At 42.6% G+C, this 11,553-nt stretch carries 9 protein-coding genes and 9 pseudogenes; 16 read left to right on the top strand and 2 right to left on the bottom strand.

Annotated elements, in window-relative coordinates:
• The 4 genes and pseudogenes from JTA15_RS08370 to JTA15_RS08360 form a co-directional block, all read left to right on the top strand.
• Positions 1–207, top strand: a 207-nt coding sequence (locus tag JTA15_RS08370) for a TNT domain-containing protein (RefSeq protein ID WP_219373100.1), incomplete at its 5' end; no start/stop codon positions are given.
• A gap of 5 nt (positions 208–212) precedes the next feature.
• Positions 213–590, top strand: coding sequence for a hypothetical protein (locus tag JTA15_RS08365; protein ID WP_020882317.1), 378 nt, complete (start codon positions 213–215; stop codon positions 588–590).
• A gap of 43 nt (positions 591–633) precedes the next feature.
• Positions 634–941 (top strand): annotated as a pseudogene (locus JTA15_RS21915) (HNH endonuclease signature motif containing protein); the annotation flags it as partial.
• Positions 942–949: 8 nt separating this feature from the next.
• Positions 950–1,147, top strand: coding sequence for a bacteriocin immunity protein (locus tag JTA15_RS08360; RefSeq protein ID WP_020882318.1), 198 nt, complete (start codon positions 950–952; stop codon positions 1,145–1,147).
• Positions 1,148–1,217: 70 nt separating this feature from the next.
• Here JTA15_RS08360 and JTA15_RS08355 read toward each other — a convergent pair.
• Positions 1,218–1,338: pseudogene (locus JTA15_RS08355) on the bottom strand (DUF933 domain-containing protein); the annotation flags it as partial.
• Between the two features lie 3 nt (positions 1,339–1,341).
• Here JTA15_RS08355 and JTA15_RS21745 point away from each other — a divergent pair.
• The 5 genes and pseudogenes from JTA15_RS21745 to JTA15_RS08325 form a co-directional block, all read left to right on the top strand.
• Positions 1,342–2,131 (top strand): annotated as a pseudogene (locus tag JTA15_RS21745) (RHS repeat domain-containing protein); the annotation flags it as partial.
• Positions 2,132–2,583: 452 nt separating this feature from the next.
• A complete protein-coding gene (locus tag JTA15_RS08345; protein ID WP_219373099.1) occupies positions 2,584–3,102 on the top strand; it encodes a hypothetical protein in 519 nt (172 codons plus the stop codon).
• Between the two features lie 396 nt (positions 3,103–3,498).
• Entirely contained in the window at positions 3,499–3,792 is a 294-nt protein-coding gene (locus JTA15_RS08340) for a YciI family protein (RefSeq protein WP_219373241.1), read from the top strand.
• A gap of 175 nt (positions 3,793–3,967) precedes the next feature.
• Positions 3,968–4,677, top strand: a pseudogene (locus tag JTA15_RS08330) (RHS repeat-associated core domain-containing protein); the annotation flags it as partial.
• A 402-nt stretch (positions 4,678–5,079) separates the two neighbouring features.
• The gene (locus JTA15_RS08325; protein ID WP_148576321.1) at positions 5,080–5,826 is read left to right on the top strand and encodes a macro domain-containing protein; all 747 of its coding nucleotides are present in this window, start codon (positions 5,080–5,082) and stop codon (positions 5,824–5,826) included.
• Positions 5,827–6,336: 510 nt separating this feature from the next.
• Here JTA15_RS08325 and JTA15_RS21910 read toward each other — a convergent pair.
• Positions 6,337–6,441: pseudogene (locus JTA15_RS21910) on the bottom strand (hypothetical protein); the annotation flags it as partial.
• Between the two features lie 111 nt (positions 6,442–6,552).
• On the opposite strand from JTA15_RS21910, the pseudogene JTA15_RS08315 reads away from it, so the two are divergent.
• The 7 genes and pseudogenes from JTA15_RS08315 to JTA15_RS08285 form a co-directional block, all read left to right on the top strand.
• Positions 6,553–6,995: pseudogene (locus tag JTA15_RS08315) on the top strand (RHS repeat-associated core domain-containing protein); the annotation flags it as partial.
• A gap of 350 nt (positions 6,996–7,345) precedes the next feature.
• Positions 7,346–7,702 (top strand): hypothetical protein, encoded by a 357-nt coding sequence (locus JTA15_RS08310; RefSeq protein WP_020882329.1) that lies wholly within the window; start codon positions 7,346–7,348, stop codon positions 7,700–7,702.
• A 107-nt stretch (positions 7,703–7,809) separates the two neighbouring features.
• Positions 7,810–8,613 (top strand): annotated as a pseudogene (locus tag JTA15_RS08305) (RHS repeat domain-containing protein); the annotation flags it as partial.
• Between the two features lie 372 nt (positions 8,614–8,985).
• Positions 8,986–9,456 (top strand): Imm26 family immunity protein, encoded by a 471-nt coding sequence (locus tag JTA15_RS08300; protein ID WP_020882331.1) that lies wholly within the window; start codon positions 8,986–8,988, stop codon positions 9,454–9,456.
• Between the two features lie 204 nt (positions 9,457–9,660).
• Positions 9,661–9,960, top strand: a pseudogene (locus JTA15_RS21885) (DUF6386 family protein); the annotation flags it as partial.
• A gap of 25 nt (positions 9,961–9,985) precedes the next feature.
• Positions 9,986–10,889: pseudogene (locus JTA15_RS08290) on the top strand (RHS repeat-associated core domain-containing protein); the annotation flags it as partial.
• Complete coding sequence (locus JTA15_RS08285) at positions 10,886–11,368, top strand: hypothetical protein (protein ID WP_020882338.1); 483 nt, start codon at positions 10,886–10,888, stop codon at positions 11,366–11,368. The pseudogene JTA15_RS08290 and the gene JTA15_RS08285, both read left to right, overlap by 4 nt.
• Positions 11,369–11,553 lie beyond the last annotated feature (185 nt).

Here is an 11,553-nt window from a genome sequence, read left to right as displayed (position 1 = left end):
TATCCTGCTGGAGCATCTTTCGAAAGCCGAGCCTTGCCTTTGGATACGCTAGATAAAACATATAAAACCTACGAAGTGGTTGCTCCAGTACATGCATATGCAGGACCCGCGATACCTTGGTTTGAACAACCAGGAGGGGGAACTCAATATGCACTATCTAAATCAATAAAACAACTATTGGCTGATAAAAAAATTAGAGAGAAATAAATTTCATGAGTCTGGGAAGTTATAATTTCAAACCCAAGAGAACAATATATGATGGAAAGGATGATGATTTTTATGATTATTCAGAAAAAATATCCATACCAAAGTTAGATTGCGAGATTGTTTTCAAAAATGAAGATGCCAAACCTCTTTGGGGTATACATGATGATTTAAAAAAACAGATCTTGAAAAATATCTCTGGGATAAAGGTTAAAACATATAGCGATGATCTAAGTCCCTCCTATAAATATAACGATTTAGATATTTATGTTTATTCCGGTTTGTTTGCAGGCAATGTTTTGCATATAGTTTTAGCTGAGGGTGAAAGTCAGGCTGCCAGATATAAAATCATATTATTAGGGTTTGTATTAACTGACTGCAATTAACGCTATTTCAGCGAAATAGCATGGTGATGCAAGTTTATTCCCATCTTCTATTGTCGATAAATTACGAGGCCGGGAAGTAAAATCCTTTGATGATTTTAGCGAGAACTTCTGTATAGGGGGATATTTCAATTCGCATCTTTCAAAGCAATGTTGTTCATCAAATGTTACCAGAATGCGGGGCGGAAAGCTCCAATAGCGCATGCTATGCAATGGAACGTGAAAAATAGATATTTTGTACTACACCATAGAACCCCTGCCCACCATGGAGGCGGTGTATATGATATTGATAATCTGGTAATTATTACGCCAAGATATCACCTTGACACACTAGACCGTGCTTATCCTTTTTAAGGAGTAATATGCAAAGACAAGAGCTTATTGAACTGATAAAAAAAATCCAACGTAGTGAAGGTACAGAAGAGGAAGCTGATCACAACATTGACCTACTTTGTAGAAGTGTCGCAGACCCTCAGGCAGCCAATTACATTTATTATGAAGAACTTAGCGCAGAAGAAATTGCTGATAAAATTATAAACTACAAACCAATCCAACTATAAATATTATTCTGGTGGCGCCATGAGTCCCCCATATGAAAAAAATCCATGCCAAAGCGTGGATTTTTTCCATTCAAAACAGATCAAACGTTAACAAGATGTTCACCACGTCGCCATCTTTAACGATGTAATCTTTACCTTCAACAGGCATTCGGGCTTCCTCCTTACGCACCTTGCTGACCCTTACCCTCAATATTTTGCTTGTACAGGACAGCACGTTGCCTGGCCAGGAGCAGTGCCGCTGGGATGCTGCCGGTAACCCGCTGGAAGGTTCTGCTGAGAAGGTCACGGACAACCGCCTGACGCAGCTGAACGGCATTCGCTGGCGCTATGATATCCACGGCCGCACCGTGGAGAAGGATAACGGCCAGACCCGCTGGCACTACCGCTACGACGGTGAAGATCGCCTGACGGARGTGATYAGCCAGCCGCGGGACCGCAACAAACCGCAGACGCAGGTCAGCTTCCGCTACGATCCGCTACGATCCGCTCGGTCGCCGCATCAGCAAAACGCGACGCCAGATGATGGGCGGACAGCCAACCATCAAGCCGGTCACTACCCGGTTTGTCTGGGAAGGGGTCCGCCTGCTGCAGGAGGTGCACGGGGACGTGCCGCTGACCTGTGTCTAAAGCGATCAGGACAGCTACGACCCGCTGGCGCGCATTGATGGCGTGGATGCCCCGGAGATCTTCTGGTTCCACTATCAGCCGAACGGCACGCCGGAGCGGATGACGGATATTGAAGGGCAGGTGCGCTGGGAAGGGATGAACAGCGCCTGGGGCAAGCTGCTGCGGGAAAGTGAAACGCAGGTATCAGGATATTCCCAGAACCTGCGGATGCAGGGGCAATACCTGGATTGTGAGACAGGGCTGCACTACAAACTGTTCCGGTATTACGGCCCGGGCTGCGGACGGTTTACGCAGCAGGAYCYGATAGGGYTAWATGGCGGGTTAAATCTTTACAGCTATGCTCCTAATCCATTAGGTTGAATAGCTCCGCTGGGTCTATGCAAGAGAGGGGATCCCAATGCAACTGAATCTATATTTAGGGTTCAAGCGGGAATTCCACCAAATGCAAGTCGGGTCAGAATCAAATTAGATTCTGCTAATAACCCCAAAATTCAGCGTGGACCCTTAAATAGTGGAACCTTAAATATCAGTATTGGAGATAGCTCACATGCTCAGCATTTCCTTGATATTAGAGGTGGTAATGCAGAAATTGTCTCCTTTCAACTTCCTAAGTGGATGGCGGATTTCATAGAAGAAAGTGCAATACCTCAGGCCGTTTATCGTACTAATCCGTTAAATCAAGGTTGGTTAGCTCCTAAGCGTGTCGATCCGACAACGCCAGGTAGATCGTATGAATTACCATCAATGTGGGCAGAATGGCTTGAAGAAGTAGCGATTCCAGGCTCGGGGAATGTAAAATAGGTTACTATATGAATGTTAATAAAGATGATGAACTCCTTGTAATAGTGAAGAACGAAGGAAGATTTTACTGGTTCGTTGCCTTTAAAGAAATGTGGGTTTTGGACAGAGTTAGATGGGTAGACGATTTTGTGAAAAACGGGGTGGAAATTAACTTACAGGATATCCATAAAGAAAGATATGACATACCAGTAGTAAATGAAGAAAACGTACAAATATTCATTGATAACTTAATTAAAGAGGGTTATTTATACGATAAGGATGATATGTCTGTGGCGTTTTACAATAGGCTTTCAGAAAAAACAACATGGTGGGATATATATGATCTAATGCCGGATTTATTTATAGACTTTGAGAGTAAGCGACTATATTCTGAATATGTTGAGAATATGCATTATCACAAATATGTTCCTGATGGATGGTTAGGTGAACTTGTTGATTTCTGCAGTGATGGAACGTTACCTCAAGATGAAATATTCTGGATAAAAAATGAAACAGATTATAGAAGCATTGTGATCGTTAAACGGTAAAAATATACTTTCGGCATATCATTATTAGACTATGCAATGTTAGATTCAACACGTTAATTAGTCTTTGTATTAAATGAACAAAAGCCGTTACCAGCCGTTTTGACAAACTTCAATGCACTGTGTGACAAAGTATATTTGTCTGCACCTCCCCAAGGGACTTTTTTATTGCTTAACATTCACTCTTCCAAGGTAAGTCATCATTGTCTGTAGTTATGCGGTAAAAAAAACGGCTGGCATGATTGGTTATTTCATATGATGCATAACGTATTTTCCCAATCCGGACCCGCGTATTAAGATTAAAATACACATAAACGTTATAACAATACCGGGTGGCAAAAGAGGAGCTGCATAAACAGTTCCAACAATCGGCGTAAAAACCTAACTGAGAGGCAAAGGATGAGCACGGTTTACATAGTTATTTTRACCTWTATAAAACCACTCGAAGAGATTGACGCAGCGATACCTGCTCATGTTGAGTGGCTTAAAAARGGATACGYAGAAGGAATTTTCCTGACGTCCGGTAGACGGATCCCAAGAAACGRTGGTGTCATTCTYSCTAAGTGTGAGAGTCTTGCCTCTCWTGAAGAGCGCTTRYGCGARGATCCTTTTCAGAGGTTAAARCTTGCGACTGCYGAWMTCATTCCTTTTGAACCCAGYATGAARACAGAACTCCTGGAAAATGTRTTTTRACCCCGTAAGRAAATCAAACGTTAAACAAGAGTTCATCACATCGCCATCTTTAACRATGTAATYTTTSCCTTMCGCACGCATCTTGCCTGCTTCTTCGCKCCTTGTTCAYCYTGCTCTCAATAAGCTGTCGGTYTCAGATTTTAGCCGCGACGAACTTCACCRTGAGACCAGCYGCACCCAGGGGCTGCTGACYACCCGCAGYGAGTACGACCGTCTTGGTCRACTGCATCGCCGGRACGTCTTTACCGGCAATGCSCAGCGTCCGGCACCGCGATGCGGGTATCGCCGCTGGGATTATGACTACCGTAATAACCTGATACSKGAATAGCGGGACGATAACCCGTTYAGCTGGTACCGCTGGCAGTACGACAGCGCCGRGCGTTTGCTTGTTCAGGACGGCACGCTGCCCGGMMAGGAGCAGTGGCGCTGGGATGCTGCCGGTAACYCGCTGGAAGATTCTGCTGAGAAGGTCACGCACAACAGCCTGACGCAGGTCAGCTTCCGCTACGATCCRCTCGGTCGCCGCATCAGCAAAAYGCGMCGCCAGATGCTGGGCGGRCAGCYAACCGGCAAGCCAGTCAGCACCCGGTTCGTCTGGGAGGGGGTCCGCCTGCTGCAGGAGGTGAACGGGGACGTGCCGCTGACCTGTGTCTACATCGATGGGCAGGTGCGCTGGGAAGGGGTGAACAGCGCCTGGGGCAAGCTGCTGCGGGAAAGCGAGACGCAGGTATCAGGATATTCTCAGAACCTGCGGATGCAGGGGCAATACCTGGACCGTGAGACAGGGCTACACTACAATCTGTTCCGGTATTACGACCCGGACTGCGGGCGGTTTACGCAGCAGGACCCGATAGGGCTGGCGGGGGGGGGATAAACCTTTACCCGTAGGCGCCGAATGCGATTGGGTGGGGTTGACTTCTTACACATTGATTCATGATACAGCCGAAGAAGAGATGAAAGATATCACGAAGAGTGGTGTAATAAGACCTTCAACAGGAGATATACTTGTCCGCTTCGAGGATGGACAATACTTCATTAATATCATACCTGAAATGATTGGCGGACTAACACTTCAAAGATATTGATGCAATTGTGAAAATGTTACTAGGCCAATTAGAAGTTGATAGATATGGTAATGCAAGAAAATTAAAAGGAATAAGCCATTTTGCCGAAATAGCTGCTATTGGCTTAGATGGTAATTGAATCACGAGAAAATACACTTTTGATCTTGTATATAAAAGATTTTGATGATTCTAAAAGAATTGTTAAAAGAGGGAGGGATTGTAGTTGGAGAAAAAATATTTTAAAGGAAACGTTGATTTTATCTCTGGGCAAGGGTGCATTCTTAGTGAATTTATAGGAGATGTCGCGACACGTCAAATAAATATTGTTGATGGTGAGTATTATGCTTCTTCCTCTTTGTTAGATAAAAACGAACAAGTAGGTTTCCTGCTTTATGATGGTAAGAAAAGCGACTTAGACTTAAGTGACTCTGAAGAGATTTCAAATGAAGAATTTGAAAGTGTCTGGATGGATTCACTCGATTCATTTAAAGAAAAAAACCGAATAAAGTATTTATCCGGAGATGCTGTAAAGTGTTTGAACAAATCCACAGTTATTGCTCACATTGTAAATAACAAAGGCAAATGGGGGAAGGGATTTGTTTTGTCTCTTTCGAAAAAATATCCAGCTTCGAAGAAAAACTATCACAACAATTTTAAAGATAATGGCGTTCCAGAATTAGGTAAGGTAGATTTTGTTATGGTTGATGATCAAAAAAGGATATTTGTTGCTAATATGTTTGCACAGGATGGGATCAAGAAAAACAACAATGATAATAATCAATATGTATGCTATGAATTCTTAGATATTTGTCTCGCAAAATTGTCTGACTTTGCGTTGATGAATCGTCTTTCAGTACAAATGCCAAGAATAGGAGCTGGCCTTGGTGGTGGTGATTGGAGTATTATAGAGTCATTAATATTAAAAAATATTTGTTATAAGATGATTGATTGTACTGTATTGACTTTATAATTTTAAGTTAAATTTAGATACGGTTTTTTAGTAAGGCTTATTTGCTGCTCTAAAATAAATGCATTATTGACATAGGCAAGGACTTTAGTATGCAAATATCTATAATAAATACTATTGAAAAGGAAACGATTTACACGATAACAAGAACTATATCGAGGCTTTGAGCAATAACAACAAGTCCAGAAAGCGCTATCTTAGCTGAAGGGTGCATTGGAACTTGCCAACTGGATATTTGTATGCATGTACAGCCCTTACTTCGATCTCGCGGAGTATGATAAGGCGAAGAAATGGGGAGAGACCACATTACGCACACGTCGAACGAATATAGGCACTGCGCCATTGATCGACCTCGGTACGGTCCGTTACGAGTGGAATTATTCGAGGAAGCGAATAAATATTTTAACGATGCTATGTTTATGGAAAACAGCGTGCTTTTCAGGATCGGCCTAAAAATACCTTAAGTTCTCTATGCGCAAGAGGGTATAAGATAGTTAACTTATAGAATTTACAATTTAAACAATAGGTTAACACTATGCCATCTTTAACGATATAGTCTTTCCCTTCCGCACGAACCTCGTCTGCTTCTTTTGCACCTTGCTCTCGATTAGCGGTTAGTATACTCACGACGTACTCCACCGTGAGACCAGCCTTACGCAGGGCTGCTGACCATCCGTAGCGAGTAAGATTGGCTGACACAGCTGAATGGTATTCGCTGGCGTAAAGCTAACCGGTAAGCCCGTCACCACCCGGTTTGCTTGAGAGGGGTTCCGCCTGCTGCAGGAAGTGCGGGGAATGTGCCGTTGACCTATGTCTACAGCGATCAGGAGAGCTACGATCCGCTGGCGCGTATTGATGGCGTTGCTGACCTGAGATTTCCTGGTTCTACTGCCATCCTAACGGCATGCCGGAGCGAATGATGGATAGTGAAGGGCAGGTGCGCTGGAGAGGGGGAGACAACGCCTGGTGCAAGTTGCTGCGAAAAGGCGAGACGCAGATATCATGTTATTCCCAGGAGCTGAGTATGCAGGGGCAATACCTGTAACGTGAGACAGGACTGCACTACAATCTGTTCCGTTATTACGACCCGGACTGCGGGCGGTTTACTCAGTCGGACCCGATAGGGCTGGCGGGGGGGAAACCTTTACCAGTATGCACCGATGTGGATAGGTCATTATAGATTAAGTGTTTATGAAATTGGAAGCTATCCTTATTTGAGAGATATAGTTAATGATGGCCACACTGGACTTGATGCTCATTATTGGGTGCGAAATTATTTTGAAAAAAATATTTTTGAAGTTTATAATCTTAAACGCTGAAGAAACATATCGGCATTAATAAAAGTTTGGGAAGAGGTGTAGTTTGCATGGATTCTATAAAAAACAATTAACAACTAATTATCTGTAGGCAATTAACAACACTTTTCCGCATTGTTAATTTCTACTAATTCACTAACAAATGCTAGTCTCATTGCAATGACATTTGTTTTTAATATGGCTTGTTCTTATATCGGTAAACACATATGGTAAAGCAGGATTTAATCGATCAGTTGGATAAAATTGAACAACTAGTGCACAAATCTTTACCTGCTGAATATAAGCGATTTATGGTTGAGAATGTTAGAGACACTGACTCTTATGAGATTAAAAGAGCGAATGGTGAACATTTATATGTATTCAATTGTTTCGATTTACTTGAAAGAAATATTACATACACAATTCAAGAGGTTGAACCTGAATTTTTATTGATTGGTCAAGATGGCGATCTAGGGTATTTCCTTAATTTGTGTAGAGGTACTGATGAGGTTTATTCTTTAGAACTTGGTGCGTTAGGAAGCTTGGATATGATTAAAGAAAGTAATACTATATTTATGTTATAAGAGTTTCTGATTCAATTATGGACTACTTGTTTAATATCAATAAAAATCAACGCCAAAGCGTGCATTTCTTTTGTTCAAAACAAATTAAACGTTAAACAAGAAGTTCAGCACTTCACCATCTGAACGATATAATCCTACCCTTCGGCAAGAACCTTGTCTGCTTCTTTTGCGCCTTGCTCTCGATTAGCGGTGAGTATACTCGCGACGTACTCCACCGTGAGATCAGCCGTACGCAAGGCTTCTGACCACCCGCAGCGAGTACGATCGCATGGGCCAACTGTATAGCCGGGACGTCTTTGTCGGCAATGCCCGTCGCCAGCGCCGCTGTCATGCAGCAGATAACCCGCTCGAAGATTCTGCTAAGTAGTAGGTCGTTAATAATTGTAAGACGCAACTGAATGGCATTCGCTGGCGTAAACGCGATACCAGATGCTGGATGGCAACTGGCAAGCTAGTCACTTCCTGGTTTGCCTGGGAAGGGTTCCCCCTGCTGCAGGTGGTGCATGGGGATGTGCGGCTCACCTATGTCTATAGCGATCAGGACAGCAACGATCCGCTGGTACGAATTGACGGCGTAGATACCCCGGAGATCTTCTGGTTCCATTGCCAGCCTAACGGCATGCCCGAGCGGACGTCGGATAGCGAAGTGCAGGTGCGCTGGGAAGGGGTTAACAGCGCGTGGGGAAAGCAGTTGCGGGAAGCTGAGACGCAGGTATCACGATTTTCTCAGAACCTGCACATGCAGGGGCAATACCAGGACTGTGAGACCGGGCTGCATACAATCTGTTCCGGTATTACGATCCGGACAGCGGGCGGTTTACGCAAAAGGGGCCGATATGGCTGGTGGGGCGATAAACCTTTACCCGTATGCGCCGAATGCGCTGGGGTGGGTGGATCCTGTTGGTTTAACCGTTTGCAAAAACGGATGCCCTAAACGATCAATGAGAAACATGTCTTTTGCTGAGTGGATTAAAAGAAAAAAGTGGAAATAATACCCATGTGTATTTAAGATATAAAGATGTCAGACCTATCTATGTAGGGATCACTAAGGATGTAGATATCCGTGCTGTACAGCTTGGTGGCTTGGTGAAATGTTCGATAAAATAGTTAGAATTACTGAAGAACTGTTAAATTGCGGTCATGCGTGGATCAGAGAACCAGAAATTATTCACAATAATCCCCACTTTTAAAATTCTATCAATAGCATAAGTCCGACAAGAAAGTTATACTCGGATGCTATTATGTGTGGCGGAAATTGGCTTAAATAATAGGGTTAATGGAAAATGGTCGATAGACTTACTATAGTGCCAGCAAAAGAAAATCAAAAAAAATGGCCTAAAGAAGGCGATGTTTTTTACTTTCAGTTAAATGATGGTCGGTTAGGCTATGGCATGGTCTCTTTGGGTAAAATAGATGTCGGCCCGTTCAAGAATGCCATAGTTATATATATATATAACTATTTTACATCTTCGCTTCAAGAAGATGCTGTATTGGCAAAAGATAATTTGCTGCTGTCGCCAATTATTACTGATAATTCATGTTGGAAAAACGGTTATTTCGTAACGTTTAAAACTATCGACATGCGTGAAGTGGATGTCTTACCTCAACATTATTTTAAAAACCCTGTTAGAAATAAAATATATGATCATCATGGCGTGGAAGTAGACTCGCCGATTGAGAATATACTAATAGGTGAAGAGTCGATTCAATTCTATAAAAGCGTTGTAAAATCTATAGAAAGTATAATTAACTAATATGCAGGTCGGTGAGTAGTTTGTGTTTTTCGGTCTTTTATTTTTACCGCAGCATGTTATGATGATTAGCTTATAAAAAACATATTGTTATATTTTTGAGTGCCAGGTGGGCTTATACCTATTTTTAACCTAATCCCTTCATTTATTACTTGATAATTTATAACTATAGAAACCGATACTGCCGTATTGGTTATTTATGATTTGATGCTATTAAAGCATAGAATTAATGAGGATGTAGATTGGTGCAGTCTACCAAAAGATGAAGAAATAAAAATGCAATATGTTATCTCCAATCTTGGTGGTGACGGAACCTATAATGTCAATATTAGATACGATGTTGGTGAGTATACAGTTGCATAATTCTTAAGCGTATCTTCTGGGAAAGTTTTCATCGGGGAGGGGGAGAATGTTACGGGCGGCGCCCTTGATCCTGATGACTCCGAAGCTATGTCAGATGAGTTTATTACTTTAGAACCTGGTAATTATGAAGTTAAATATACAAAACAAGGCGCGGATGTTCTCATTTTCTTTACACCAGATGCTGGGCGGACAGCCAACCGGCAAGCCGATCACCACCCGGTTTGTCTGGCAAGGGTTCCGTCTGCTGCAGGAGGTGCACGGGGATGTGCCGCTGACCTGTGTCTACAGCGATCAGGACAGTTACGATCCGCTGGCGCGTGTCGATGGCGTTGATTCCCCGGAGATTTTCTGGTTCCACTGCCAGCCCAACGGCACGCCGGAGCGGATGACGGATATCGAAGGGCAGGTGCGCTGGGAAGGGGTGAACAGCGCCTGGGGCAAGCTGCTGCGGGAAAGCGAGACGCAGGTATCAGGATATTCTCAGAACCTGCGCATGCAGGGGCAATACCTGTACCGTGAGACAGGGCTGCACTACAATCTGTTCCGGTATTATGACCCGGACTGCGGAAGATTTACGCAGCAGGACCCGATAGGGCTGGCGGGGGGGGATAAACCTTTACCAGTATGCGCCKAATGCGCTGGGGTGGGTGGATCCGTGGGGGTTGAGTCGTAAATGTAAGGATCCATCTAAAGAAGCAACGAAGTGGCAAGGCCCTGGAAATGATGATTATCCCGGTATTGATGTTTATAAGAATAGGAAGCTGAAAAAAGGTACAATTCTTTATGCTCTTTACCCGAATGGGAATCAACAACCCTCATATACTGTGACATTCCCAACAGTCAATCAATATAGAGGCGATCCTTTGGGTTATCATCAAGCGTTACAGGTAAAATTAGATCCTCGATGGCCTGTACGTACGAAATTAAGGGCTTTCTATGTAAGCGAAGACATAGATGTTGCTTACGGTAGAGCTGCAGCCAATAAGTTGTATGGAGATGGGGGAGGACTTCAGTTCTTTATCCCAGAGGAATCGAGACATCTTTTAACCCCAGGAAAGATTATAGATATATGATAAACTTAAATTTTAATGCGAAAACGGGAAAGCTAATTTTCGATGGTCTAACTTTAGAGATTGATACTGAAGAAGGATTTTGCAACAGTAAACTTTATCACAAACTAAATACGTTTAATGCTGTAAAGAAATACATGCCTTATCACTATCTTATTGATCCAGTGTTTTTTTGCGATAAAGAATTTGAAATTAACATACGGCCAATATGTTTTGGTTTTCCTTTTATGGTTCATCTTGTCGATAAAGATAGTGAATATTATAAATCCCTAAAGGACTGGGATGCGAGAACTAATATTAACATGCTAAATAACTCAGTGAAAAGCTTGTCTGATTGGCTAAGCCTTTCTCTGAATTTAGGGGTTCCTGATATTACGAAAACAGAAATGATTAGATGGGATTATGAATGGGGCCGAATTTCTGTCTCGTATGAGACAAAGTCATTCAACCATGGTATATATATAGTTTGGAATTCAATATAATCAATAACCAAGGCTTGCCAAAATTAAATTATTGACTAATAACATCATCCATTTACTTTTAATCTTACTTGTTATTATTGGAATTAAAAGGTATAGAGGAAATGAAAATAACTAATCGACTTAAAAAGAAGTTATTAGTCCTCGATGGCATTGACAATGATTTCATAGAGTATGGAAAGGAAATA

The sequence above is a fragment of the Enterobacter sp. BIDMC 29 genome (genome assembly GCF_019378755.1).
In the GTDB taxonomy this organism is placed as follows: Bacteria; Pseudomonadota; Gammaproteobacteria; order Enterobacterales; family Enterobacteriaceae; genus Enterobacter; species Enterobacter ludwigii.
The sequence above is the reverse complement of the archived record's forward strand: the minus strand, read 5'-3'. Positions and strand labels throughout refer to the sequence as shown.

What these genes read in the sequence shown, in the direction of transcription:
- JTA15_RS08345 (WP_219373099.1), top strand. Translation starts at nt 2,584, where the DNA reads ATGAATGTTAATAAAGATGATGAACTCCTTGTAATAGTGAAGAACGAA.
- JTA15_RS08310 (WP_020882329.1), top strand. Translation starts at nt 7,346, where the DNA reads ATGGTAAAGCAGGATTTAATCGATCAGTTGGATAAAATTGAACAACTA.
- JTA15_RS08360 (WP_020882318.1), top strand. Translation starts at nt 950, where the DNA reads ATGCAAAGACAAGAGCTTATTGAACTGATAAAAAAAATCCAACGTAGT.
- JTA15_RS08285 (WP_020882338.1), top strand. Translation starts at nt 10,886, where the DNA reads ATGATAAACTTAAATTTTAATGCGAAAACGGGAAAGCTAATTTTCGAT.
- JTA15_RS08365 (WP_020882317.1), top strand. Translation starts at nt 213, where the DNA reads ATGAGTCTGGGAAGTTATAATTTCAAACCCAAGAGAACAATATATGAT.
- JTA15_RS08300 (WP_020882331.1), top strand. Translation starts at nt 8,986, where the DNA reads ATGGTCGATAGACTTACTATAGTGCCAGCAAAAGAAAATCAAAAAAAA.